Genomic DNA, 26,982 nt, shown 5'->3' on the forward strand with positions numbered 1-26,982 from the left:
GTGATCGGTCCCTCCAGCTACCTCTTCAGATGTACTACAGTTCCAATAGATCCATATATTCAAACATGCAAACATTTTGAAACTGGGATCTTTCGACAGGCATCTTTCTGTCGTAACCCCATGCACCAACTGCAAACCGCAACCCCGCCCTTTCAGCGGCTTCGCTCCATGCTTCGCCTGGAATCCCGGGAACTCTGGGTCACGGTCGTCTACTCCGCCTCGATTGGTCTGATTTCGCTCGCCGTGCCTATCGCTGTCCAGGCGGTCGTCAACACCGTCGCCTTCGGAACCCTGCTCCAACCCCTGGTCGTGCTCACCCTGCTGGCCTTCGCCGCCCTCTGCTTCTCGGTAGTGCTGCATGCCGGAAGGATGTGGGTGGTGGAGTTGATTCAACGGCGCGTCTTTGTGCGCCTGGCCGGAGAGGTCACCAGCAAGCTCGTCCACGTAGCTCCAGCCACGCTCCAGACCCACCACGGTCCGGAACTGGTCAACCGCTTCCTCGATGTAGTCACGGTACAAAAGGCCGGCGCCAGCCTCCTCATCGACGGTCTGTCCGTCCTGATGCAGTCCGTCATCGGCATGGTGCTGCTTGCGGTCTATCATCCCTGGCTGCTCGCCTTTGATGTCCTCCTGCTGGCGGCCATCGGGTTCATCCTGTTTCCCGTGGGTGCGGGTGCGGTGGCGACCAGCTTGAAGGAATCGAAAGCGAAGTACGCGCTGGTGGCCTGGATGGAGGAGGTGGCCCGCCACCCCCTTGGCTTCAAGACACGGGCCGGCGAGGCGCTTGCCATCGGCCGGACGAACGACCTGGTCGTCCAATACCTGGGCTACCGCGGCGCCCACTTCCGGATTCTCATGCGCCAGGTGACCGGCTCGTTCGTGTTGCAGGCCATTGCCAGTTCCGCCCTGCTCGGCGTCGGCGGTTGGCTGGTGATCCAGCGCCAGCTCACCCTGGGTCAGTTGGTCGCGGCCGAAATCGTCGTGGCCCTGGTCGTGAGCGGCTTCACCAAGTTCGGCAAGCACCTGGAGAGCTTCTACGACCTGATGGCGGCCGTGGACAAACTGGGCTACCTGACCGATCTGCCCGTGGAGCGTGCCGGCGGCGCGCTCCTTCCCAAGTCGGGGCAACCAGCCGAGTTGCGCATCGCCGGCATCCGGATTCCACCCGGCGAACGGGTCGCGCTGACAGGCCAGACCGGCTCCGGCAAGAGCACCCTCGTCGACACCTTCTACGGCATGGCCCCCGTGGATGCCCAGCGCGTTGAAATCGATGGACTGGACCTGCGGGAGATCCACCTCGGCGATCTGCGCTCGCAGGTCGCGCTGGTCCGGATGCCCGAGATCTTCGAAGGTACCATTCTCGAGAACCTGCGCTTGGGGAATGAGCAACTGTCGGTCCTGGACGCTCGACGTGCACTCGATGCGGTGGGCCTGCTGGAGCGAGTCACGGCCTTCTCCCAGGGACTGGAGACCACACTGTCCACGGGCGGGGCTCCACTCTCGCACGGGCAGCGCGTCCAATTGGAGCTCGCACGCGCCCTGTCCCAGCAGCCCAGGCTGCTGATCCTGGATGAGTGCCTCGATCGCCTGGACGACCTGCCCCAGAGGGGGCGCTTGCTCGACTTCCTCTTCAGGAGCGATGCCCCCTGGACGATCATTGCCGTGACTCAGAACCCGGAGATCATTCAGCGCTGCGGCCGCCAGCTGAATGTGCGCGAACACACTGTCTCGGAGGTGGCGTGATGAGCTCACTGGCTGCAATGGAACTGGTTACGACGCCTCGCATTGTCAGGACGCTCGCCGCGATCCTCGTGGTGATGTTCCTGTTCACGGCCCTGGCACTGGTGTTCACTCCCTGGCAGCAGAGCGTCTCCGGCCTGGGACAGGTTTCCGCCTTCAGTCCGCTGGAGCGCACTCAGGTTTTGAGCGCCCCGGTCGAGGGCCGCGTGCTGCGCTGGCACGTGAGCGAAGGCTCCCGCGTAAAGAAAGGCGCCGTCATCGTGGAACTCGCCGACAACGACAAGCAAATGCTCGACCGCATCCGCAATGAGCGGTCCGCCGTCGACGACCGGCGGGGCAATGCGGAAGGCCGCGTCTCGGCCCACCTGCTGCGCATCGGCAGGTTGGAGGAGTCTCGGACCAGTGCGATCTCGGCGGCGCAAAACCGCGTGACCATGGCGGAGGAACGCATCGGTCAGGCCCGGCAGGCCCTCACCATGGCACAGGAACGGTTGACGGCCGCCAGGCTCAATCTCGACCGGCACACCGGCCTGCTCAAGTCCGGCCTCGCTAGCCAGCGGTCGCTGGAACTCGCCCGGCAGGAGTCCGCTACGGCGCAGGCGGAAGTCCTCAGGGCCGAAGCCGCCCTGAGTGCCGCGCAAAGCGAGAAGCGTGCCCTGGATGATGATCTGCGCAAGGTACGCGCCGATGGCGATGCCGCTATCGAAGCAGAGCGGGCCAGCATACAATTGGCTCGCGGTGAGGTCGCCAATATCCGGGCCGAGCTGCAGCGCATCGATGTCCGCGTGGCCCGGCAACAGACACAGACGCTGGTGGCGCCCCGCGACGGAACCGTGCTCCGGCTCCTGGCGCAGCCCGAGAGCGTGGTCTTCAAAGCCGGAGAGCCCCTGGCTCAGTTCGTCCCCGATGTGGAGGAGCCCACCGTCGAGCTCTGGCTCAGCGGTGTCGATCTCCCGCTTGTCCAACCTGGAGATGCGGTCCGCCTGCAGTTCAATGGCTGGCCCGCCATCCAGTTTGTCGGCTGGCCGTCCGTGGCCGTGGGCACCTTCGGCGGACGTGTGCGCCTGGTGGATGCCACCGGCAACAAGGCTGGAAAGTTTCGCATTCTCGTCTCGCCCGACCCCGCGGACGAGCGCTGGCCGTCCGCCAACTACCTGCGTCAGGGCGTCCAGGCCAAAGGCTGGGTACTTCTGAGGCAAGTGCCGCTGGGGTGGGAATTCTGGCGCCGGCTCAACGGGTTCCCGCCTGTGATCGCCGAGAACGAACCCGGCGCCGCTACGTCTGAATCGAAGGAGAAAAAGCCGTGAAGCGTCCGGCTCTGTGCATGCTGTTGCTTTTATCCGCCAGTAGCGTCACCGCCCAATCCGGCTGGTTGAAGCTGGAAGACGTCCTGCAATCGGTGACAGACCAGTATCCGCCGCTGCTCGCAGCCTTGCGCGATCGGGTCATCGCCGACGGCGATCTCACCGTCGCTGAAGGCAAGTTCGATCTCACCGTAAAGGGCGGGTTCGAGGGCGATTACCTCACTTACTACCGCAACGATCTCTACCGCGTCGGCGTGGAGCAGCCGCTGGAGTTCCAGGGCATGAGCCTGCACGGTGGGTACAACCTGGGCCGCGGTTCGTTTGCCGCCTACGATGGGAAACTGCAGACCGATGCCGCCGGCGAGTACAAGGTGGGCATGAAACTGCCCCTACTGCGCGACCGCGCTCTTGACGCCCGCCGTGCCGATCTGCGCAAGGCGTGGCTGGGCCGCCGCATTGCCGACCTCGGCGTCGCTCAACAGCGTCTCGCCATCATCCAGCTGGCTACCCGGCGCTACTACGACTGGGTGGCCCTCGGCATCAGGCATCGCGTCTCGCGCGAGATTCTGCTTGCCGCCGAACAGCGTGACAAGCAGTTGAAAGAGGCCGCCGGTCTCGGCCAGATCCCGCAGATCGACGTCACCGACAATCAACGCGCCATTCTCACGCGCCGGGCCCTCTGGATTGAAGCCCAGAGAGGGCTCGAGGCGGCTGCCATCGAATTGTCCTTGTTCTGGCGCAACGCCCAGGGAGAGCCCGTGCTCCCTCAGCCTCATCATCTGCCACCCTCCTTCCCGGCCGCGGCCGAGGTCAGCGATAGCCGCCTGAGGGAGGATATTGAACTCGCACTGCTCCGCCGGCCCGATTTGCAGCGCTTTGAAGCTCAGAAGGGTCAACTGGATGTCGACCGCCGGCTCGCCCGCAATCAGAAGCTGCCAGGCCTCGACCTGAGCGTCAACTACACGCGCGAATCCGGAGAACGCCTCGTCCGGCGCGGGACCGATGAACTGGCGGCCAGCCTGACGTTCGATCTGCCTCTGCAGCGGCGCGCCGCCAAGGGCCGCGAATCGGTTGCTGCGGCGAAATGGGAACAACTCGCCCTGCGCGAGCGCTTCACCCGGGATCAGATCGTGGCCGAAGTGCGCGATGCCCACTCGGCCCTGCGCACCGCCTTCCAGAAAGCAAAAGTGCTGAGGGAGGAATTGGCGGTGGCGCGTGAGCTGGAAACGGCTGAGCGGGTGCGATTTGAACTCGGTGAAGGAACTCTCTTCCTGGTAAACCTGAGGGAGCAGTCCACCTTCGACACAGCCCTCCGTGAGGTAGCCGCCACAAATGAATACTTCCGTGCCCTGGCGCAGTACGAATTTGCGCTGGGCGCGCGCATGCAGGAGAACTGACGAAAATGTCTGGGATCCGCCCGGATTGAATCACCCGTTGTCCGGCCGGCAGTCTGCGGAGCCTTCTCCGCCTCGCCGGGATGGGGTTTCCCCCGGCTTGCAATAACTGTATACTTTTGCCGAGTACAAGACCCGGATAGGTGATTTTGGAGGTCATGAAGGACATGCAAGTGAGCAACTGGATGAAGGTCGGGATGGTCTGCGGAGTGGCGCTGTTCCTCGCGGGCTGCGCGGAAAATAAAGGGCCAGAGCCGCCTAAGCCCGGCAGCCCCGCCTTCAAGTGGAACACCGCGAAGGAGTCTTACAAGAAGGGCGAATACATCAAGGTCAGCGGCATCCTGGTTGAACTCGCCGAAAAGAAAGGCGAGTTTACGGAACAAGCACGCCCCTGGGCCATGATCATGACCGGCGGCATGTCCAACGCCTATATGGAATTGGCCGACAAGTTCGCCGAGGGGACCAAGAAAACCCGCGGCGATGCCGTGCCCTTCCGCCGCTACAACAACGAGTACAAGGGCAAAGCCTCCGCCGCCGCCATGCAATTCATCGAACTCGCCCGCGGCTATGTCGCCAGCGCGAAGGCGGCTGAAGCCAAGCTCGCTTTCGAAATTCCTGAAGCTTCCGCTGCCGAACCCGGCCAGTACAAGAAGATCGTCACTGGGCTGATGGTGCCCGCCGCCGAAATCGTCGGCGTCGAACAGGAAGTCGTTCGCCGGGAAATCGCCAACCAGGCCAGCCTCGCCCTCGGCTCGCCCAAGGATCCTGCCAAGGCCCGCGCTGCCTACAAGGACGGCACCGCCACCGCCGACGGCCAGGCCTTCCTCTTCATGACCGCCAAACAGCTCTGGAACGTGGGCGAGATGTTCGGGCAGAAGAAGCTGAACCAGCCCGCGCGCTTTACCCACGCCGCTTACGATGCCGCTACCCAGGCGCTGGGCCTCGTGAAGGGCAATAAGGACGCCGACGCGCTGCTCAAGAAAATCGCCGAGGCCGACAAGAAGCTCCCCAAGGAGTAACTGATCATCAGTAAAATAGCCGCATGAGTCACCTGGGGCCGAACTTCAAATTGGACCTTCGGGTGGCCATGCGGCGCATTCGCGCCTCGCCGGGTATCTCCTGTCTCATCGTCTTCCTGCTGGCTCTCGGTATCGCACTCAACAGCACGGTCTTTGCTCTCGTCCACGCCCTCATCCTGCGCCCCCTGCCCGTTCAGAACCCCTCAGGCCTCTACATCCTCACCCAGGACATCCTCAACCTCGGGTCGCGCAGTGAGCAGCCCTTTTCCGTACTGGAAGCCCTGCAGAAGCATGGCGCCAGCTTCGCCCAGGTAGCCGGATATGCGGAACTCGACACCGCCTGCCGGACGCCGGTCGGGCCGGCCCGCGTGCGGGCCCATGTGGTGACCGGCAACTTCTTCTCGATCCTTGGCACTACGCCCCTCTTGGGGCGCATGCTCACCCCACAGGACGACGTCGAAGGCTCCGCTGAACTGCCGGTTGTCCTCAGCTATCCCTTCTGGCGTAGCCACTTCGGCTCCGATCCCTCGGTCATCGGCCGCTCCGTCACCATCAGCCAGCATTCGTTCACAGTCGTCGGCGTGTTGCGCGAACATGACAACGGCATCCAGGTGGAGACTACGCCCGACCTGCGAGTCCCCCTGCGCGCTGTCCTATCGATGTCGACGGATCCGGAAGAAAACTCCTACCGCAAACTCGATTTCATTCCCTTCGTCCGGCTGAAACCCGGAGTCTCGCCTGCCGCCGCGCGCGACGAGGCGTTCAGTCTCCTCGACTCCACCCTCGCGGAAGAAACCCGCAAGAGCGGTGAACCTGCCTACTGGCGTGAGCGGCCCCTGCGCCCGGACTCCCTGGAAACCGGCCTCTCCCTGCTGCGGCCTAAACTGAAAAGTGGCCTGCTGCTGCTGATGTCCGGTGTAGCCGCGCTGCTGCTCATCATCTGCGCCAACGCCGGCGGCCTGCTGCTGGCTTCCAGCTACGCCCGCCGCGGCGAAATCGCCGTCCGTCTCGCCCTGGGCGCCACGGGCCGCCGCATCCTGGCGCAATTGCTCACAGAGAGCCTGCTGCTCACCGGATTGGGCTGCATAGCCGGACTCGCGCTCGCACTGTTCGCCACGCCGCTGCTCGCTCGGGCCCTGCCGCCCTTGCGCGACCTCACTGCCTCCACCCTCACCGTCTCACTGGATCTACGCCCGTCACCGCCAGTCCTCGCTCTTTCCATGCTGCTGTGCCTCCTGGCCGCACTCCTGGCCGCCCTGCCCGCCGCCATCCAGTCGGCCGGAGTCGATCTCCACACTGCACTGCGCTCCATCCGCACCACCCGCCGCCAGCACCTGCGCTGGGCCCTCGTTGTCTTCCAAGCCGCGCTCTGCACCCTGCTCCTCGGCGGCGCCGGCCTGCTCACAGCAACTCTCCGGAACCTGCGCACCCTCCAGCCCGGTTTCGACGCCGCACGCATCGTCACCTTCACCCTCGATCCCTCCATGGCCGGCTACTCCGACGACCAAAGCGGAGTGCTTCGCGCCCAACTGCTCCAGGCAGTGCGCCGCCTGCCCGGTGTCCGCGCCGCCGGCTTCTCCTCCCGCGGCCTCATGCGCGGCACTGGCATCAAGACCACTGTCGCCCCGGCCGGCAAGCGGGCGCCTCGCTCCGAATTCCTCAATACCAGCCTGAACAGCATCTCCGAAGGCTATTTCGACGCGCTCGGCCTGAAACTTCTCGCCGGCCGCGACTACCTCCCCTCCGACGTCAACGCGAAGTTACCCCAGCCTGTCGTGGTGAACCAGGTCTTCGCCCGGCGTTTCTTCCCCGGCGAGGATCCCATCGGTAAACTCTTCGGCACGGGAGTGGAGGTCGTGGCGAAACCAGAGAAACGCATCGTTGGCGTGGTCAGCGACGCCAAATACCGATCCTTACGCGAGCCCGTTCCCCCCACCCTTTACGGCTTCTCGCCTGTTGCCCTAAAGACCGGCGGTTCCTTCGTCCTCCACGTCCGAACCCACGGTGCGCCTGAGGAGATCATTGGACCCGTTCGCAGCACCCTCGCTCGCCTTGAGCCCAGGTTGCCCTTCTACGAGATCCACACCCTGCGCGCCGAAGTGGACGACTCCCTCTGGGCCGAGCGCGTCCTCGCCTGGCTCTCCTCCGCCTTCGGTATTGCGGCCATGGCCCTCGTCCTCATGGGCATCTACGCCACGTTGGCCTTCGCCGTGGCCCAGTCCCGCCGGGAAGTCGGCATCCGTATCGCCCTGGGCGCCCAGTCCCTCGACATCCTGTGGCTGCTCTCCGCCCGGCCGTTGCTCTTCGTCATCGCCGGCGCCATCCTGGGTGCTGCCTCATTCCTGGCGGCTTCTCCCTTCTTTCGCAGCCTCGTCTACGGGTTGCCTGCGGTGAACCCCACCGCCATCACAGTCTCGATCCTTCTCGTCTGCAACGCCTCAGCGGCCGCTACCTGGATCGCCGTCCGGGCCGCGCTCTCCACCGCGCCCGCGGCCGTGCTGCGCGAGGAGTAGTATCTATCGATACGCGTCCAGAATGCCAGCCGCTTCCATTGTTCAGTCATTTCATATACTTGGCCAGTTTGTAAGGTATTAGCTGTGATTATTGTGTCAGGTTCTTGACACTTCTTTGCAATCTACCCCCATTGCCACCTGCAATTCATGGTGATAATATCGCCGCAGCTGAATGCTTCACAGGGGTAAGCCCCGAACCAAAAAATGACCTAGGGCGTAGTGTGTGTGGGCCCGCTTACTCGTTGTGAAGCCTGCCGTCATTGGGAGTTAACAATGAAAAAATACAAACTTCCCGTATTTAACCGCTCCGGGATACTGGCTGCTGCGCTCTTTGTTCTAGCGGCCGCGATGCCCGCACCGCTCGTGGGTCAAGGACTCACGGGTCAATTGTCTGGAACCATCCTTGACACCAGCGGAGGCACCGTAGCCAATGCTGAAGTCACTATCGCCAACGCACTAACCGGCCAAACCCGCACGGCCCAGTCGACCGCGGAAGGCTATTACCTCTTTACTGAACTACTTCCTGGTACCTACTCACTTCGCATCAATGCGCAGGGCTTCAAAAAGTACGAACAGTCGAAGATCTCCATCACGGCGACCGAACGTGTGAACCTCCAGCCCATCTCTCTCGAAGTGGGTGCCCTCACCGACACTGTCACTGTCACCGCGGAAGCGGCCCGCCTCCAGACGGAGAGCGCTGAACGCTCTGGTCTCATCACTTCCCGGCAGATGGCGGAACTGCCCTTGAAGGGCCGCTCCTACATGGGTACGGCCAAGCTGTTGCCCGGTGTCATCGACACCGCGAACCGCGAGTCACCCGGCTGGAACGACCTCACCGGCATCAATATCAACGGCACCCGCGCAGGCTCCATCAACCTGACATTGGATGGCGTGTCGAGTTTGGATACCGGTTCACTCACCGGCCCCTACCTCGCGCCAAGCATCGACGCTGTCGGTGAGGTCAAAGTCCTGCTCAGCAATTACCAGGCGGAATATGGCCGCAGCTCCGGCGCCACGATTCTCACCGTAATCAAGAGCGGCACTCGCGATTTCCACGGCAGCGCCTACTATTTCCTCCGGAATGAAGCGCTGAACGCTAACGAGTGGCTCAATAACAAGAGCGGACTTCCTCGTCCGCGCTATCGCTACAACTACCCCGGCTACACCCTGGGTGGCCCTGTGCTCCTGCCCGGAACCAAGTTCAATCGCAATCGCGACAAACTCTTCTTCTTCTGGTCGCAGGAGTTCCTGCCCATTCAGGCGCCCTCCAGCACCCAGACCCAGACCTTCCCCACCACCCTTGAGCGCAACGGTGACTATTCGCAGTCCTTCGACGCAAACAATGCCCTCATCGCCATCAAGGATCCGTACAACGGTGGTGCGGCATTTCCGAACAACACCATCCCGTCCAGTCGCATCGACGCCAACGGGCAGAAGCTCCTCAGCCTCTTCCCACTACCGAATACCAAGGGGCCCAGCAACAACTACAATTGGACAGGCGTTAGCATTAACAAGCAGCCCCGGCGCGACTCCATTCTGCGCTCCGACTACAACATCACCTCCAACACCACCTTCTATGTCCGCCTGATTCAGGACTTCCAGGCCGTGCGCGGCGAGTATGGCCTCTCCGTCGGCCTCGGCGGCAACAACGGCTGGCCCCAACTGCCCATCTCTTACGAGATCCACAGCGCCGGCGCCGTCGCCACGTTGATCCACACCTTCAGCCCGACCATGGTCAACGAGTTTACCTTCGGCGTAAACCGCGCCAAGCAGACCGTCGACGCCCTCACCCAGGACCGCCTCAACGCCAACGTGCGCAGCAAACTCGGCATCACCTTGGGCCAGTTCTATCCCTCGGCCAACCCGCTGAACCTCATCCCCAATGCCACCTTCTCCGGCGTCACCGGCGCCGCCTCCCTCTCCATCGAGGGCCGCTATCCCTTCTTCGGCACCAACAACATCTGGAACTACTCCGATAACCTCTCGAAGATCTGGGGCAAACACAACTTCAAGATGGGCGTCTATCTGGAGAGAACCACGCGCAACGCCGCCCGCTCCACCACCTTCAACGGCTCTCTCGCGTTCAACCGCGATGTCAACAATCCCTACGACACAAACCACCCCTACGCCAACGCAATTCTAGGCGTCGTGGATTCATACTCCGAATCCAGCGGTCATCCTTCCGCGCACGGCCGCTTCTTCAACGCGGAATGGTACGTGCAGGACAGCTGGAAAATCAGCCGCCGCATCGCGATCGATGCCGGCGTTCGCTTCTACTCCATCCAGCCCAGCTACAGCGCCAACGATACTCTGGCCATCTTTGACGGCGGCGCCTACAGCCGCTCTGGCCAACCGCCGCTGCTGGCGCCATACAACGATCCAGTGTCAAAAACCCGCATGGCGCGAGACCCTTCCACCGGGACCCTCTACCCTGCGGTCAAGATCGGAGCCTTCTCCCCCTCCACCGGCACGCCCTATCAGGGCATGACCACCTACAAGGAAAAGGTCCTCAATTCGCCCTCAATCCAGACTGCGCCCCGCATCGGCATCGCCTGGGACGTCTTCGGCAATGGAAAGACTGCCATCCGTTCGGGTTTTGGCATCTTCTACGACCGCTTCAACGACGATCAGGTTCTCCAACTCGTCCAGATGCCCCCGCTCGTGACAACCGGCACGGCGAACTACACCACGCTCGCCAGCCTGACCTCCTCCACCACCGGCAGCACCATCGGGCCGGCCTCCGTCTATGGGTTCCAGCGCAGCTACAGCCCGCCTACCGTATACAACTGGAGTTTCGGCGTCCAGCAGAGCATCGGCTTCGGCGCCGTGCTCGACGTGGCTTATGTCGGCAATACGCAGAAGCATCTGCTGGTCTACCGCGATCTGAACGCCACGCAGTACGGAACCAACTTCCTCGCGTCCAGCATCGACTCCACCACCGGCACCGCGCTGCCTGCCAACTTCCTGCGGCCCTATCTCGGCTACTCCAACATCAACTATCTGGAGTTCTCCGGCTATGGGAACTACAACGCAATGCAGGTGCAGCTCACCAAGCGCTTCTCTGACCGCTTCACCTTCCACACCGCGTACTCCTGGTCGAAAGCCCTCGATCTTGTCGATGGCCAGGGTGGCGCCCTCAGCCCCACGCTCAACTACCGCATGCGCAACTATGGTCTGGCCGGCTTCGATCGCCGCCATACCCTGATGCTGAACTATACCTACAACCTGCCCGACTTTAGCAAGAGTTGGGACAACAAGTTCAGTCGCGTCGCTCTCGACGGATGGGAGATCTCCGGCGTTAGCCAGTTTAATACCGGCTCCCCCGCCGGCATCGGCTACAGCCTCTCCTATTCTGCGGATCTCACTGGAGCCTCCGGCAATGGCGTCGATAGCCGCCTCGTCACAGTGGGCGACCCGAATGGACCCGCGCCCGACGGTCAGGCCTTCAACGTGAACGCCTTCAAACCGCCTACGGCCGCCTACTCAGTCAACGGTATTGGAAATGCCGCCAAGACCAACGTCACGAATCCGGGCCTCAACAACTGGGACATCTCCCTCTTCAAGAACTTCAAACTCGGCGCCCGCGAAGGCCGCAGCATGCAGTTCCGCTTCGAGACCTATAACACCTTCAACCACACCCAGTACAGCAGCATGGACACCACAGCGCGCTTCAACGCAGCCGGTGACCAGATCAATGCCAATCTGGGACGCTACACCAACGCCGCCCTCTCGCGGCGCATCGTGCTCGGCCTGAAGTTCTACTTCTAGCCGACCCGGACCGGCCCCAATCGGCCCGGTCTCATCTCGAATATTCCAAGGCCGGCTCTCCTCGCAGTGCCGGCCTTGTTCTTTCCACCCTCTGGCCCGTTGCGGCCGGGGAATCCCGTCCGCCGGCCTCACCGCCATCGCCGCTTACGGGTGGGATTGCAGGCTTCGTCAACTCCTTCACCGCCTGTCTGTCGGCAGCGTGTAGTAGTCGTAGACGATCTTCCAGCTAAACTCACCGCCCGGCTGGATCTCCACGTTCACAAATGGCTCCACGGAAAGCGGCGCGCGAATCGACCACAGGAAGATCCGGCTCAGCGGCCGGTCGCCCGTAATGCGCACACCCGCGCCTGCCGCCTTGTTCTCGATCCGGATGTCGTAGTCCTTCGCCTCTGCGCCAAAGCCGCTCACCGCCATCTGCACACGATCTTCGCCGCTCAGGATCTTCGTATACCCCACCTGCTTGCCTCGAACTTCGGCCATCGGTGGCACCTCGGCGCCGCGAATCTCAAAGGGAAACCTGATGACAAAATCCGGACCGGGGGGCCTCCGGTCGAGATACAGAAAGTTGTGATTGTAGACCGTGCTCCGGATCGCAACCTTCCCCGTGTTCTTCAAGCTGTGGCTCAGCACCATCTGCGACTGGCCCTTCGTCAAAGCCACTGTCTTCTTGTACAAGTAGCCGTAGCCAGAGCCCGCATCACTCAGCTCCTGCACGAACTCGACAGCCGAACCCGTCTTGCGAACACTCCACCGGCCGCCATCCACTACCTCGTAAAGATGGAATGAATCATAAGCCGCCGCGTCCTTCTTCCGCAGCACCCCGACGCCGATCTTCACAAACGTTCCGCCCGGCTTCGCTTCGTCATACCCCAGCGGAGTCCGGAACTCCTCCGCCGGCCCCGTCACCGCCGTGCACGGGCTCGCCGCAATCGAGGCGCCTTCATACACGAAATCCCGAATCGTCGCATCGACCCTGTCAAACCACCGCGGATAGTAGTTGTGTCCGGAGTACTCCAAGTCGGATACTACGCCGGCCCAATCGAACCGCGTACCCCTGTAGAAGCCAGTCCGCCCATCCGGCAAGTGGACCTTTGCGCGGACTAGGCCATTCGAGATCTCCGCGATGGGCCCATCCGCAGCGAACCCCGCACCTACGGCCACTCCAAGGGCTAACACGCTCAACAGACTCTTCAGCATCCATCTCCTTTCACCGGGCCGCCAGGGCTCGTACCGGGAAGCTAACCGCCCTGTCCTGCGGCCCTCACTGCGCCCGCGGCCGGAACTCAGTCCCCAATCCTAGTTGCCCACGGCCGGCAAAAACAAGCCGCCGGCCGCCCGGCGCCCTTGCGGACGGCTCTATCCCTGTATGCTCCCGGTGGCCCCTCCTCCCCCTGCTGCTGCCCGTCTCCGTTCCAGCATCAGGTAAAGGGCCGGCAGCACCAGTAGCGTCAGCGCCGTCGAGGAGACCAGCCCTCCAATCACAACCGTCGCCAGCGGACGCTGTACTTCCGCACCCGCGCCGTGTGAGAACGCCATCGGGAAAAAGCCCAGGCTCGCCACCAGCGCTGTCATCAGCACCGGACGCAGCCTCGTCCTCGACCCCGCTTCCACTGCTTCAGCCAGCGCCGTTCCACCCTTGCGTGTCTCAATTACGTTCGTCAGCAGCACGATGCCGTTCAGCACCGCGATCCCAAACAATGCGATGAACCCCACGCCCGCCGAAATACTGAAGGGCATTTGCCGTAAATACAACGCGAGAACGCCGCCCACGGCCGCCAAAGGCACGTTCAACGAGATCAGCAGGGCCGGCGCCAGCGAGCCGAAGTTGAGATACAGCAGGACAACAATCAGCAGCAGCACCATCGGCACCGTAATCGCCAGCCGCCGCGTCGCGCTGTCCAGTTGCTCGAACTTGCCACCCCACTCGATGGAATAGCCCGCGGGCAGTTTCACTTTCTCCGCCACCAACCGGCTCGCCTCTGTGACAAACCCAGCCAGGTCCCGCCCTCGTACATTCAGCTCCACTGAGATCCGCCGCTGCGCATTCTCACGGCTGATCTGCGCGGGCCCGCTCTCTTCGAACACATCAGCCAGTTGCGCCAGCGGAATGAAGTGCCCCTCGTTGTCGCCCACCATCAGATTCCTGATCGCGTCGACACTGCCCCGGTGCGCCTCGTCAAATCGGATCTGCATGCCAAATCGCTTGTTCCCTTCCACCACCTGCCCCACCACTTTGCCGCCAATCGACTCCACCGTATTCAGCACATCAGCCGCATCCAGGTCGTGCCGCGCCAGCACATCCCGCTTGATCCGGATCCGTAGATACGGCAGCCCCGCCACCTGTTCCGCACGCACATCCGCCGCCCCCGGCACGCGCTGTACCACCGTCGCGATCTGGTCCGCCTTCTGCCGCAGGATCGTCAGGTCGTCGCCATACAGCTTCACCGCGATGTCTGAGCGCACGCCCGCTTCCATCAGCTCCTGCATACGCATCTGAATCGGCTGCGAGAAGCTGTATCCGGCCCCCGGCGCATGCTCCTCCAGCTTCGATTTCATACTGGAAATCAGATCCTCTTTCGTCCGCCAGCGCGGCCACTCCGCCGCCGGCTTCAGGAAGACATACACATCGCTCTGGTCGATCGCCATCGGATCCGTCGCCACCTCGGGCCGCCCGGTCCGGCAATACACCGTCTGCACCTCAGGGAACTCGCGCAGTACGTTCTCGATGATCTCGTTGCCGTGCAGCGACTCGGCCACCGAGATGCCGGGCACCCGATACATCATCACGACAATCGATCCCTCATCCAGCGTCGGGATGAACTCCGCGCCCAGCCGGGGCACAATAGCCAGCGTGGCCACGAAGGCGAGGGCCGCCAGTCCGGCGGTGACCAGCGGAAACCGCAGCGTGCGGCGCAACATCGGCGCGTAGACCGCTGCTGCCTTCCTCATCAGCCAGGTCTCCTTCTCCACCACCCGCTTCCTGAAGACATACGAGCTCAGCACCGGCATCACCGCCAGCGCGATCACCAGCGAGGCGGCCAGCGCGAAGAGCAGGGTAATCGCCATGGGCCGGAACATCTTCCCCTCCACACCCCGCAGCGTCAGAATCGGTATGTACACCAGCACGATGATGAGGATGCCGAAAAACGTGGGTTTGGCCACTTCCTGGGCCGCCTGGCGGATCACGCTCATCGATTCCTCCCCGGGCTTCCGGTGGCCCAGGCGCCGCAGGATGTTCTCCACCATCACGACCGATCCGTCCACCACCAGGCCGAAATCGATCGCGCCCAGGCTCATCAGGTTCCCCGAAATGTTGGCCTGCACCATGCCCGTAAAGGCCGCCAGCATCGATAGGGGAATCGCCAGGGCCACCATCACCCCTCCCTTGAAACTGCCCAGCAACAGCAGTAGCACCGCCACCACCAGCAGCCCGCCCTCCAGCAGATTTCTGCTCACAGTCCCAATCGTCCGGCGCACCAGTTCGGTCCTGTCGTAAAGCGGCTCCACCCGCACGCCCGGCGGCAGCGACTTCTGGATCGCGCTCAGCTTCTTCTTCACCCGGTCCACCACGACACGCGAGTTCTCACCGATCAGCATCATCGCGACCCCGATCACGATCTCGCCTTTGCCGTCTTGCGTTGCAAACCCCTGCCTCACGGCGGCTGCGAACCGCACCTCCCCCAGGTTCCTCACCAGGATCGGGGTGCCCGTCGGCGATACCCCCACCACAATCTTCTCGATGTCCGCCAGGCTCGTGATCAACGCTTCGCCCCGCACCAAGGACTGCTGCTCCATCCGCTCCAGATAGGCGCCGCCCGCATTCGCATTGTTCTTCTCCAGCGAGGAGATCAGCTTCTCCAGCGAAACGTGATAGGCCACCAGCTTTTCGCTGTCCAACTGGATCTCGTAAGACTTCAACTCCCCGCCATGCGTGTTTACCTCGACAATGCCCGGCACCGAACGCAGCTTGGGCGCGATATCCCAATCCAGGATGCTCCGCAACTCCATCAGCGATCGCCCCGGGCCCGTCACCTTGAACTGATACACCTCGCCCAGCCCCGTCGCGATCGGTCCCATCTCCGGCGACCCCATCCCGGCCGGAATGCTCTCCCGCGCCTGCGGCAGCCGCTCCATCACCAGCCGCCGCGCAAAGTACGTCTCCACTTCCTCCTTGAAGTAGACGGCGACATACGAAAGTCCATTCTTCGAGACGGATTGAATCCGCTCCACCCCTGGCAACCCGGTCATCGCGTTCTCGATCGGAAATGTCAGGAACTGCTCCACCTCCACCGGCGACAGGCTGGGTGCTCGCGTCAGCACCAGCACCTGGTTCGGAGTGATGTCGGGAACGGCGTCAATCGGCAATTGCTGCAGTGAGTAGAGCCCGAAAACAACCGTCAATACGATGCCCAGCAGGACGATGGCCCGATACCTTAGCGACCAATCGATCAGGAAGTTCATCTATTCTTCTCCCAGTTCCTTGCCCACCAGGATCGATTTGAGATGAAACGCGCCGGCCTTCACCACCGGCTCCCCGGCCGTAAGCCCGCTGAGGATCTCCACCAGGCCCCGCACCGTCTTGCCCGCCGTCACCCCTCGCGGCTCGAACTCCGTCGCGGACTTCCTCACGAAGACCACCGTCTTATCGCCCACCTCCTGAATCGCGCCCGATGGCACGGCCAGTGTCTTGCGGCTGAAGGTCGTCGGCAGTTGTACCGTGGCATACATATCGAGCTTCAATTTCATTGCCCCATTCGGCACCTCGCAGCGAACCCGCGCCGTCCTTGTCTGCGGGTCCAGCACGTCGCTCACATACGTGACTCTGCCCGTGAAATTCTGGTCAGGATAGGTGTCCACCGTGATCTGCGCATCCTGCCCCACGCGCAGCCGCCCCAGGTCCTTCTCGTAGACTTCAGCCTGTACCCAGACCGTGCTCAGGTCAGCGATGGTGAACAGTGCGGTGGCCGGCTCCACCACCTCACCCGGCGATGCTTCCTGCTTCGTAATCACTCCGGCCAGTGGCGCCGCGATCGTGGTGATGGGCGTCGTCTGGATCTCCGCATTGTTGAACCCAAATCGCCGCAGCCGCGCCTGAATCCCGGCCAAAACGCTTTCCTGCGATTGCACGCTCTGCCCGGCGGCCTTGTGGTCCGCGGCGGCCTGCTCGTATTCCTTCTTCGGAACGGCCCCGATCTCGGCCAGCGCGCGAGCCCGCTCCGCCTGCCGGCCCAGTTGACGCTCCTGCCCCCGCAGTCGCTCCACATCGGCACGGGCGCCCGCCAGTTGCGCCGCCAACTCGCCCGCCTCCATGTTGTCGTAGGTCGCCAACGCCTGCCCCTTGCTCACCCGGTCGCCCACCTTCACCAGCACTTCGTGCAGCCGCCCTCGCGCCAGCGGCCTGATCGTGTTCACCCGGCTGTCGACAGGCTGCACCGTGCCAGGCACCTGCAGCAGTTCGTTCAATTCCTGCACCGCCGCCGGTTCCACCTGGATCCCAAAGTGCCTCTGCGCTTCAGGACTGATCTGGACAAAACCGCTCTCGCTCTTCTCCTCATTCGCCGCGGGCTCCTTCTTCGATCCGGAGCACGCCGCCAGCCCCACTGCGGCCGCCAGCAGCAGCATTTGTCTTTTCACTTGAGTTCTCCTCCCGCCGCCCGTTCCAGTTCCGCCGTGCTGCGCACCAGTTCAGCCTCAGCATCGATGAAGGTCAGCTGCGTCTCCAGCAGCCGCCGCTGCTCGTTCAGGACATCCAGCAACCGCAATTGGCCCAGTTCGTACGCCTGGCGTATCACGGACAGGTTCTTGCCCGACTCGTCCAACACCCCTCCCTGCAGGATCGCCACCGTCTTCCGCGCCGCCTCACACCGCGCCCACGCTGCTTCCACCTCCAGCCCGGCCGTGATCTCCAGGTGTTGGCTCCTCAGCTGCGCCGCGTTCCGCCGCGCCTCCGCTGCTTCCACATTGCCCTGGTTGCGCTTGTGGGTCATCAGCGGGATCGAAACCCCCAGCGTCAATACGTTGTCCCGATCCTGCAGTAGCAGTGGGCTGCCTCGCCCCGTCACGCGCACCGGGTCCTCAAACTGCGAATACCTCCGCGCGTATTGCGCGGACACCGTGACGTCGGGCCTTCCCTGCGCGTGGGCCAGGGCGAGTTCGGCTTCCGATTGAGACGAAAGCGTGCGCGCCGCCCGCAAATCGGGTCGCTGCGCCAGCGCGCGCTGCCGCAGTTCCTCCAGCGTCGAGGCCGTCATGCTCACCGCTGCCGGAGCTGTGGACAGGACCAGCGGCCGCTCCACCCCAATAGCCGCCGCTCGCCGCAGCTCCACCTCCGCCGCCTGCGCCTGCCCCACAAACACAGACCGCTGCGCCTCGGTCCGGTTCAGCTCCACCAGCAGCAACTGACGATCCAGCGGCGCCGCGTCGTCCCTCTGCACCCGCGCCTCCACCAACTGGTACGCCTTCCGGTTGACCTCGACAATCCGGTCAATCGCCTCCACCTTGCGTAAGCTCGCCACTGCGTCGACGTACCGCGCCTTGATCTCGTACGCCAGTTGCCGCCTTCGCTCCGTCAGCTCCGCCTCCGCCAGTTCCACTTCCTTCTGGGCAACCTCCAGCCTCTTTGGCCGCTTGCCCCCGGTTTCAATGGGCTGGAAGTACCCGACGCTGTACTCCTCTTCCCCCTGCGTCCCCAGTGGACGGCCGCTTCCGGCATTCGATTCCAACGTAGGCGCCGGCCGGTTCCCCGCTTGCCGCAGCAGGCCGCGCGCCTCCGCCAGTCGCTGCTGCACCGCCAGAATCTCGCGGTTCTGCGCAAACGACTGTTGAATCAACTGCTCGACGCTCACCCCTGATCCGGCCGTCTGCCCCACTGCCCAGTTCGCGCCAAACAACAGCACAAGCAGGGACGGGTAGCTTCGCAACATAGCATTCTCCCAATTGGTCTCTGTGTCCAAACAACGCGTTGCAGTGGTTGGTTCGGTGGCCTGTGGCCCTGCTTTCGCCCGGCCCACCGGCAACGGCGCAACACGCGGCCCAATGCGGCCATACCGAGCCTCAATTTTCTTCGCAGGGGTTCAGGGACAGGAATGTCTACAGTTGCGGAGGGTGTTCAATCGGCAGCGCCATCGTCATGGCATGCGCGGCGGGCGGGAGAGGAATCGCCTCAGACAGGTATTCGCTCGCGATCACTCTCAGAATCGTAGCCGGGACAATGTGCTGGCAGCAGCACATGCAGTTGTCGCCGGAAGGTTGGTCACATCCGCCGCTGCCCTCCGCGACGCTGCTGAAACACGGATCCATCAGGTCGCACGCAAAAGCCTCTGCCCCGACAACCATCAGCAGCAGTACGGCAATCAGCGGAATAAGGATTTTGCGCGACACAGGCAATCCTATTATCCCACCTAATGCGAGTCCCCCTCGGCCCTGCAATCCTGTTTTTCGATAAACTCCGGCCTGGGGACGTCAGCCATGATTCGGGAATTGACTCTATCGACGCGCGATGGACTCCGCCTCTACGGCTGGGTGCGCCACCCCTCGGGGCCCATCAGGGGAGTCATCACGCTCATTCACGGCATGGGTGAGCACAGCCGGCGCTACGATCACCTCACCGCCTTCTGGGCTGTGAATGGGTATGCCTCTGCGGGCTTCGATCATCGCGGCCACGGCCGCTCGCAGGGAACCCGAGGCCATACACCCTCGCTCGAGCACCTCCTCGATGACATCGCCGACTTCACCGCGCAAGTGGCCGACGAATGCCCCGCCTGCCCCCGCTACCTCTACGGCCACAGCATGGGCGGCAACCTCGCACTGAACTTCCTCATCCGGCGGCAACCTGGCTTTACAGCCGGCATCGCCTCCGCGCCTTATCTGGAGCTCGCCTTCCAGCCGTCAAAGGCCAAACTGCTGCTGGCACGGCTCCTCTATCGGATTCTTCCCGCGATGACATTCCCCACCGGCCTCGACGCGTCCTGCCTCTCGCGCGACCCCGCCGTGGTCCGCCGCTACCGCGAGGACCCGCTGGTCCACGATCGCATCAGCGTCTCGTTCTTTACCGAAATCCAGGCGGCCGGCCAGTCCGCCCTCCGCCGCGCCTCGGAACTCACCCTGCCCGTCCTTCTAATGCACGGCAACGCCGACCGCATCACCAGCCTGGCCGCCTCTGAGCGTTTTGTGTCCGGTTCCCACGGCAGGGCCGCCTTCAAATGCTGGGATGGCTACTTCCACGAGCTTCACAACGAGCCGCAATGGCAGCCCGTCGCGCAGTTTGCTCTGGATTGGCTCGAACGGGCCGCAAACCACCCTCTCCCGGCCTGGCCCAGCGAGTGAGTGCCCGGCAGCCAGCCCGCTCAACTCGACCGCAGCGCCACCATCGGATCGATCCGCGAGGCGCGCCAGGCCGGAATGTACCCCGCCGCGGCAGCCACCACAATCAGCAGCCCGCCCATGCCCGCATACGTGGCCGGATCGCCCGAGGTCACTCCAAACAGCAGGCTGCCCAGCATGCTCGATAACACCCGCGACGCGGCCAGCCCGACCCCGAGTCCCACCGCCGCCAGCCCGAAGGTGTGCAGCAGGATCCCCCCCTGCAGCGCGGCCGGCGTAGCCCCCAGCGCCATCCGGATCCCAAGCTCCTGCACGCGCTGGTTCACCGAATAGGAAATCACCGCATAGATGCCCAGCGAAGCCAGCAACAGCGCAAACCCGGCGAATCCACCCAGCAGCAGCACCAGAAATCTCCGCGGTGACACTGCCTGGTCCACCAGTGCCTGCAGGCTCTTCAATTCCCTCACCGGCAGATTCGCGTCCATCGGCAACAGTGCCGCCCGCAATCCCCCCGTCAGCGTCTCCGGCGGCAGCATCGTCCGCACCACCAGCTCCATCGCGCCGTAGTCCCTCGTCTGCCGCAGCGGGATATACATCTCAGAACCCCCCACCGTCTCCAGCACCTCGTGGCGGACATCCGCCACCACGCCGATCACCCGCCGCCCTCCATCCTGCGTCATCACCTGGCCCACCGCGTCCTGCCCTGGCCACAGGGTCCGCGCCAGCGTCTGGTTCACCATCACCACCAGTTCTCTCGAGTCGCGATCCCCTTCCGCGAACTCTCTGCCCGCCTGCAGGCGGATGCCGGCCGCCGCAAAATAGCCCTCGCTCACCACCCGGATGTACGCTTCGGGATGCTGCCCCTTCGGGTAAACCTGGCCTTTCCCGGAGACCTGCCAGGACCGGTCGCCCGCAAACGGCAGCACGTCGGAGACCCCGGCCGACCTCACCCCCGGCATCGCGCGTACTCTCTGTAAAACGTCATCCAGGAATGCGTTCTGCTGGACCAGGTTCGCGATTCGGGTCCCCGGATCCACCCGCAGCACCGCCGTATGCTCAGGCTCAAACCCCAGGTTGACGTCCAGCACCCGCACAAAACTGCGTACCACCAGCCCCGCGCCCACCAGCAGGATCGAAGCGAAGGCGATCTCCGAAACCACCAGTGCATCCCGCATCCAGGTGCGTCCCTGCCCTGCGCTCATGCCCCGGCCGCCCTCCCGCAGCGCCTGTTGCCCCTTCATCGCCGGACTGTTCAGCGCTGGCAGTAAGCCGAACAACACACCCGTCAACACCGCGGCCAGCACCGCGAAGGCCAGTACATACCCGTCCACCCGCACACTGCTCAACAACGGCAGGTGGAAGCCCTTCAACTGCGATACCGCCTGCGCCCCGGCTACGGCCAACCCCACACCCAGCACCGCCCCGCAACACGCCAGCGCAATGCTCTCCGTGAACATCTGCCGCAGCAATCGGAACCTTCCGGCCCCCAGCGCCACCCGCAACGCCAACTCCCTTTGCCGTGCGCCCAGCCGGGCCAGTTGCAGGTTCGAGAGGTTCGCACACACAATCAGCATCACCACGCCCACCGCGCACCCAAGCACGATCAGCGCCGGCCGCACCCGGCCGTTGATCCGCCGCTCCAGCGGAATCAGCCTCGGCTCCACCGGATTGCGCTCCGGATGCTGGCTCGCCATCTGTTTCGCCAGCCCCACGAACTCGGCCCGCGCACCCTCCAGCGTGGCGCCCGGCCTCAGCCGGCCCACCACCGCCATTGTGTTGCCGCGCCGGTTTGTCTCCTCGGTCAACGGCCAGGGTATGAACAGATCCACCGCCGTGCCAGGCGCGAACAGAGCGGCGAAATCGAAGGAGGCCGGCAGCACGCCCACCACGACAACAGGGCGGTTGTTCAGCATCACCTTCCGGCCCACCACGCCAGGGTCCGCGGCGAACCGCCTCTGCCAGAAGCCATGGTTCAGCATCACCACTGCAGGCGCACCCGCTCGCCCCTGGCACTCCTCCGCTGTGAACGCTCGGCCCAGCACCGGTTCCACCCCCAGCAGGGGGAAATAGTTCTGGGTCACCGGCACGCCCGTCACCCGCTCCGCTTCGCCGCTGCCGGTCAACTGCCAGTCGCCGCTTCCATACCCGCCGGACCCCGCCAGGTCCGTGAACGATCGGTTCTGTGCCCGCAGGTCCTTGAAGTTGTCCACCTGCGTCGCCCACTCCGCATTCGAGATCCACACCAGCCGCCCCGGATCGCGAAACGGCAGCGGCCGCAGCAACACCGCATTCACCACGCTGAAGACGGTTGCGCTCGCCCCAATACCCAGCCCCGCGATCAGCACCACAAAGGCCGTGAACCCGGCATCGCGCCGCATCCCTCGAAACGCATAGCGCAGGTCCTGCACCAGGTCACTCCACCAGCGCACCAGCCACACCCCGCGCGCATCTTCCGCCTGCTGTGTCATATTGCCAAACCTCCTCCGCGCCGCCGCCTGCGCCTCGTCTTCGCCCATACCCCCGGCCACGAACTCTTCCGCCATCGACTCGATGTGAAACTCCATCTCGTCCCGCAACCGCCGCTGCCGCTCGTCATCGGAGAGCAGGAACCGCCAACGTCGCCGCAACCGGCCCCAACTGAAACGTGCCACGTTACCTCCTCTTCACCCGCCTGCACCGCGCCCCACACCGCAAGCGCCGCAACTCTCTCACCCACGCATTCTCAGCACCAGCCGTCGAACGTCCGTCGCAATCGCTCAGCTCAATGGAGGTCCGCTCCCATAGACAGTCTGATTATGATACGGCCGGGTCGCCGCCCTGTTTGGGGCAATCTGCGTTTTTTTTCCAGCCAGTCTGCTCAAGCCGCCCATACGGTCGGGGCCAGCCCTTAGTGGGGCGACATTTATGTTGCGCGGGGCTTCAGCCCCGCCCAGTCGAAACTCCCGCGCAATTCTCCCGCAACTCCGCAGAACGCGAGACGTCCCCCCTCCTCAACGACTCACCACCCGCTCAGCAATTCGCTCACTCTCCAGAATGGCCGCCAGTTCCCTCAGTAACGCGCCGCCGTCGCCCCGGTAGGCGCTCCCGTGCTGGCACGCCAGCGTCGACGGCCGGAGGTCCGCCAGGCGGTGCAGGATCCCCGTCGTCGTAGGCGCCTGGGCGTAATAATCCATCTGCCCGCGCATCCCCTCGCTGGCGCTCAACACCTCCGACTCGGTGACAGGCGGCATGTTCGCGCCCGGTTGTGTGAACAGATCGCCGCACAGCAGCGTCCCCGTGGACAAATCAAAGAGGATGCCGCAATCCCAACCGTGCGGAACATGCGGAGTGTAGAGCCATTTCATCTTCCGCGCCCCAATCGAAAACTCCTCCCCGTCGCCCAACCCGCGCGGCGGCCTAATGGCGAAATCGTTCAACGACGTCATCACCCCCACCTCAGCGCCAAACGCAGTCGCCTCCGGCGCGGCCGCCAGGATATCGTTCAAAGCCCCGAATTCATCACTCTCGAAGTGCGATCCGCCCGCCCAGCGCAGCTTCGCCACCGGCATCACCGTCTCAATCGCCGCCAGGGTCATCGGGAACAACTTCCGGTAGCCTGTGTGGAACAGCAGCGGTTCCTCGTCCTCTATCAGGTAGGAATTGAAGGTGAATCCCCCGGGCACGACGTCCATGCGCGTCGAAATCCGATAGAGCCCCGCCGCGATCTCGTCAATGCGGGTTCCTGTTTGCTGATCAGTAATCATTTGACTGTCTCCTTTTCGCTCGATCGGGCCGCCGCGCGGCCTCGATCCGTTTTCGCTTCGGGATGTGTAACAATCTGGACTCTTCGTTACACATAAAATGGGATGAATGGTCACGGGGCTCACTGATGCTGAACTGGTGCCGCGAATCGCTTCCGGAGCCGACTGCGAAGCTGAGTCCGAGTTCGTCCGCCGCATGGCTCCGCGGATTCGGCTCTATGGTCTACGCCACTTGCGGGATGAGCATGCCGCCGAGGACCTGATGCAGCAGGTCTTAATCACCATCCTGCTGGCTCTTCGCGCGGGCCGCCTGCGGGAACCCGATAAGCTCGCCTCCTTTGTCCTCGGCACCTGCCGCATGACTGTGCTCGACTTGCGCCGTGGCGCCATCCGCAAAGAACGTCTCCTCGATCTCTACCGTGAGGATCTGCGCGCCTCGGTCCAGCCGGCCACTCCGCACCTCGATCAGGAACAGCTCGCTCGATGCGTCAGGAAACTCAAAGAGCGGGAACGCTCGGTGGTCGTGATGACCTTCTACGACGACCGCGACGGAGCGGAAGTCGCCCGGTCCCTCGGCCTCTCTGAGGCCAATGTCAGGGTGATTCGACATCGCGCGGTCCATCAACTCCGCCAATGCATGGGGGCGCCTCTATGAAACAGGCCAGCGGAACTGAACCCGGAAACTGCCCTAATCCCGTCGACGCGGCGGTCCTGGTCGACTACTGGCTCTCCGCACTCGCCGCCCTCGAAGAGGAAGCCGTCGAGGAGCACCTCCTCGGCTGCGACTCCTGTGGAGCCCGTTTGCGCGAGGTCATCGCACTGGCCGAGGGCGTTCGCAGCCTGGCCCGTGGCGGCTCGCTCCGCTTGGTCGTCACCCCCGAATTCGTGCAATGCGTCCAGCGCGATGGCCTCCACGTGCGGCAATATGCGCCACCCCCCGGCGGCAGCGTCCAATGCACGGTCACCGCCGCGGACGACATCCTCATCGGCCGTCTCGCTGCAAACCTGGTCGGCGCCAGCCGGGTCGACCTCTGCTTCTATGACGAACACGGAGTCGAACAGCATCGGATGCCGGACATCCCCATCAATCCCGGCGCCGGCGGCATTGTCTACCAGGAATCCATGACCTTCGCCAAAGCCGCACCCACCAGCACCCTGATTGCCCGCCTGGTCACCTTGGACGAAGCCGGAGCGGAGCGTCCGCTGGGCGAATACACCTTCCATCACACCCGCTCCTTGCCCGGTCCGGGAGCCTGGCTGTCCGTCTGAACCCGCTCCGGCGCTCAGCGTTTCTTCTCGGCAATCATCCGCACCAGCCGCACTTTGTCTGTGGTCCAATCCGGCGAGCCTAAGACATCTTCCAGCTTCTCAATCCGGAAGCCTTCAAATGCCCGGCGCAGCGCAGCCGGATCGATGTCGACAGGCCGCCGCCCGGCGCTGCCCGCCTCCGAGGCGAAGCTTTCAATCACCACCAGGCCCCCCGGCCTCAGCGCCCGCCGCAGCCGCTGCACATATTCCGCATTCTCCACCGCAAACGGCACATATGTGAACACCATCAGGTCCCACTCCGCCACCCCGTAGTCGAACTCCTTCTCGCTCTTCTGGATAGCGGTCAGCTGCACGCCTGCCTTCTCCGCGTTCTTGCGCGCAATCGCCAAACCGGTGTCGGAAACGTCGAATCCCGTCACCGTCCAACCCTTCAAGGCCAGAAATACGGAATTCCGGCCCTGGCCCATGCCCGCGTCCAGCGCCCGGCCCGTGGGCCTGCCTTCTATCGCCGACATCAACAGTGCGTTGGGACGTGTACTGAAGCCCGTACTGGCACTCGAGTAGATGTTATTGAAGATGACCTGCCAGCCATCCTGCCGCGTCTTCATCAACGACGTGATCGTGGCCACCCGGCGGCCCGCGTCTTCCGCCTCCACCCCGTCCGCAATCAGCTGCTTCCTGTACTCCAGCAGCAGAGTCCGCGGATTGTCGCTCGGAGCGGCCTTGGCCAGCCACCCCAGAAATTGCTGCCACACCGCTTCATCCGTTATCTGTGCGCCAGATGCATCGGCCGCAAAAGCCATGACACAAATTGTGGAAACTACAACCCAGAGAGTGAACTTGCCCATACCGGAGCATAGCAGTCCGAGGCAGAAGTCCAGCGGCTGCGCGACTGCTGCTAACGGCAGGGAGCAGGGCAACTTTCCCTGTCGCCCACCTCACCGCCCATCCGGACGTCGCCTGTCCTGGACGCCTCGACAACACCCGTCATTCCGTCGAATTGAGTTCCATCCCAATCCCATAGAATGGACTGCATGAAAATCTGCTGTGGCCTCGTGGTAGCGGCGCTCTGTTTCGCGTCGGATGCGCCATACGCGATGAAAGGGCCCTCCGTTCCGCTGTGGCCGGCCGGCGCCCCCGGCTCGGAAGGCAAAACAGCCCCTGAACGCTGGATCGAGGGCGGCACGCCCGACCGCTTCCATCGCGTCACCGACATCCACCAGCCGGGCATCACCCTCTACCTGCCGCCCGCGGAAAAAGCCACTGGCGCGGCCTTCATCGTCTGCCCGGGCGGCGGACATCGCTACCTCGTCGTCGACCTGGAAGGCGAGTTTGTGGCCAACAAGTTGAATGAGATGGGCCTCGCCGCCTTCGTCCTCAAGAGCCGGCTCGCCAACGCCGAAGGTTCAACCTACAAAGCCGACGTCGAATCGCTGGCCGATGTGCAGCGGGCCATTCGCCTCGTCCGGAGCCGCGCGGGCGATTGGCGTGTCGACCCCGGCCGCGTCGGGGTCATGGGCTTCTCGGCCGGCGGCCACCTGGCCGCTCTCGCCGAAAATCGCTTCGACCCCGGCCAGCCTCAGTCACCCGATCCCGTTCAACGTCTCAGCAGCCGGCCCGATTTCGCGGTGCTGGCCTATCCGGGCGGAATCTCCGCCGCTACTGCCTCTTCCGCCGACATCCCGCCCACCTTCCTCTTCGTCAACAACGACGACCGGCTCTCGGCCGCCTCCGGCGAATATTACCTGGCCCTCCAGAAAGCAAAGGTCGACGCCGAGCTGCACGTCTTCCGGCGCGGCGGCCACGGAGTGGGCATGACCGGCCGTACCCCCGAGTTCGAAAAAATGCCCGAGTCACAATGGCCTGGGCTGCTGCGCGAATGGATGAACGACCTCGGCTATCTGAAACGGCGC

Annotated in this window: 18 protein-coding genes; 10 read left to right on the plus strand and 8 right to left on the minus strand. The window is 63.7% G+C overall.

The genetic code is table 11. From position 1 onward, the window contains the following. The first annotated feature begins 168 nt into the window (after nt 1-168). The 6 genes from ACR9Y2_RS36740 to ACR9Y2_RS36765 all read left to right on the plus strand — a co-directional run bounded on the left by ACR9Y2_RS36740 (nt 169) and on the right by ACR9Y2_RS36765 (nt 11,738). Nucleotides 169-1,743 carry a peptidase domain-containing ABC transporter gene (locus tag ACR9Y2_RS36740; protein ID WP_435046884.1) on the plus strand — a complete coding sequence of 525 codons (1,575 nt, stop codon included), beginning with the start codon at nt 169-171 and terminating at the stop codon, nt 1,741-1,743. Continuing rightward, on the plus strand, nt 1,743-3,047 hold the full coding sequence (locus ACR9Y2_RS36745; protein WP_435046885.1) for an HlyD family secretion protein: 1,305 nt from the start codon (nt 1,743-1,745) through the stop codon (nt 3,045-3,047). The genes ACR9Y2_RS36740 and ACR9Y2_RS36745 overlap by 1 nt, the downstream gene beginning before the upstream one ends. Beyond that, nucleotides 3,044-4,441, plus strand: coding sequence for a TolC family protein (locus ACR9Y2_RS36750; RefSeq protein ID WP_435046886.1), 1,398 nt, complete (start codon nt 3,044-3,046; stop codon nt 4,439-4,441). The genes ACR9Y2_RS36745 and ACR9Y2_RS36750 overlap by 4 nt, the downstream gene beginning before the upstream one ends. A gap of 155 nt (nt 4,442-4,596) precedes the next feature. Then, the gene (locus tag ACR9Y2_RS36755) at nt 4,597-5,457 is read left to right on the plus strand and encodes a hypothetical protein (protein WP_435046887.1); all 861 of its coding nucleotides are present in this window, start codon (nt 4,597-4,599) and stop codon (nt 5,455-5,457) included. A 23-nt stretch (nt 5,458-5,480) separates the two neighbouring features. Then, complete coding sequence (locus ACR9Y2_RS36760; RefSeq protein ID WP_435046888.1) at nt 5,481-7,970, plus strand: ADOP family duplicated permease; 2,490 nt, start codon at nt 5,481-5,483, stop codon at nt 7,968-7,970. Nucleotides 7,971-8,357: 387 nt separating this feature from the next. After that, a complete protein-coding gene (locus tag ACR9Y2_RS36765; protein WP_435046889.1) occupies nt 8,358-11,738 on the plus strand; it encodes a carboxypeptidase regulatory-like domain-containing protein in 3,381 nt (1,126 codons plus the stop codon). A 177-nt stretch (nt 11,739-11,915) separates the two neighbouring features. On the opposite strand, the gene ACR9Y2_RS36770 is transcribed toward ACR9Y2_RS36765, so the two are convergent. The 5 genes from ACR9Y2_RS36770 to ACR9Y2_RS36790 form a co-directional block, all read right to left on the minus strand. Continuing rightward, complete coding sequence (locus tag ACR9Y2_RS36770) at nt 11,916-12,935, minus strand: hypothetical protein (RefSeq protein ID WP_435046890.1); 1,020 nt, start codon at nt 12,933-12,935, stop codon at nt 11,916-11,918. 159 nt (nt 12,936-13,094) lie between these two features. Continuing rightward, nucleotides 13,095-16,199: an efflux RND transporter permease subunit gene (locus ACR9Y2_RS36775; protein ID WP_435046891.1), complete on the minus strand. Its 3,105-nt coding sequence runs from the start codon at nt 16,197-16,199 to the stop codon at nt 13,095-13,097. Next, the gene (locus ACR9Y2_RS36780) at nt 16,200-17,372 is read right to left on the minus strand and encodes an efflux RND transporter periplasmic adaptor subunit (RefSeq protein WP_435046892.1); all 1,173 of its coding nucleotides are present in this window, start codon (nt 17,370-17,372) and stop codon (nt 16,200-16,202) included. Next, nucleotides 17,369-18,661, minus strand: coding sequence for a TolC family protein (locus tag ACR9Y2_RS36785; protein WP_435046893.1), 1,293 nt, complete (start codon nt 18,659-18,661; stop codon nt 17,369-17,371). The genes ACR9Y2_RS36780 and ACR9Y2_RS36785 overlap by 4 nt, the downstream gene beginning before the upstream one ends. Nucleotides 18,662-18,827: 166 nt before the next feature. Beyond that, entirely contained in the window at nt 18,828-19,118 is a 291-nt protein-coding gene (locus ACR9Y2_RS36790) for a hypothetical protein (protein WP_435046894.1), read from the minus strand. 87 nt (nt 19,119-19,205) lie between these two features. Between ACR9Y2_RS36790 and ACR9Y2_RS36795 the strand changes: the two genes are divergently transcribed. Beyond that, nucleotides 19,206-20,063, plus strand: a complete 858-nt coding sequence (locus ACR9Y2_RS36795) for an alpha/beta hydrolase (RefSeq protein ID WP_435046895.1) — start codon at nt 19,206-19,208, stop codon at nt 20,061-20,063. 20 nt (nt 20,064-20,083) lie between these two features. Here the strand turns inward: ACR9Y2_RS36795 and ACR9Y2_RS36800 are convergent, their stop codons facing one another. Both ACR9Y2_RS36800 and ACR9Y2_RS36805 read right to left on the minus strand, forming a co-directional pair. Then, nucleotides 20,084-22,711, minus strand: a complete 2,628-nt coding sequence (locus ACR9Y2_RS36800; protein WP_435046896.1) for an ADOP family duplicated permease — start codon at nt 22,709-22,711, stop codon at nt 20,084-20,086. A 339-nt stretch (nt 22,712-23,050) separates the two neighbouring features. Further along, a complete protein-coding gene (locus ACR9Y2_RS36805; RefSeq protein WP_435046897.1) occupies nt 23,051-23,803 on the minus strand; it encodes an MBL fold metallo-hydrolase in 753 nt (250 codons plus the stop codon). Between the two features lie 106 nt (nt 23,804-23,909). Between ACR9Y2_RS36805 and ACR9Y2_RS36810 the strand changes: the two genes are divergently transcribed. Beyond that, nucleotides 23,910-24,455: an RNA polymerase sigma factor gene (locus ACR9Y2_RS36810; RefSeq protein WP_435046898.1), complete on the plus strand. Its 546-nt coding sequence runs from the start codon at nt 23,910-23,912 to the stop codon at nt 24,453-24,455. After that, nucleotides 24,452-25,069 (plus strand): hypothetical protein, encoded by a 618-nt coding sequence (locus ACR9Y2_RS36815; RefSeq protein WP_435046899.1) that lies wholly within the window; start codon nt 24,452-24,454, stop codon nt 25,067-25,069. Before ACR9Y2_RS36810 ends, ACR9Y2_RS36815 begins: the two co-directional genes overlap by 4 nt. 14 nt (nt 25,070-25,083) lie before the next feature. Here the strand turns inward: ACR9Y2_RS36815 and ACR9Y2_RS36820 are convergent, their stop codons facing one another. After that, nucleotides 25,084-25,824 (minus strand): class I SAM-dependent methyltransferase, encoded by a 741-nt coding sequence (locus tag ACR9Y2_RS36820; RefSeq protein ID WP_435046900.1) that lies wholly within the window; start codon nt 25,822-25,824, stop codon nt 25,084-25,086. A 279-nt stretch (nt 25,825-26,103) separates the two neighbouring features. Between ACR9Y2_RS36820 and ACR9Y2_RS36825 the strand changes: the two genes are divergently transcribed. After that, nucleotides 26,104-26,982 (plus strand): alpha/beta hydrolase (locus ACR9Y2_RS36825; protein ID WP_435046901.1); only part of this gene is annotated, 879 nt, incomplete at its 3' end.

The organism is Paludibaculum fermentans (assembly GCF_051172195.1).
Lineage (GTDB): Bacteria > Acidobacteriota > Terriglobia > Bryobacterales > Bryobacteraceae > Paludibaculum > Paludibaculum fermentans_A.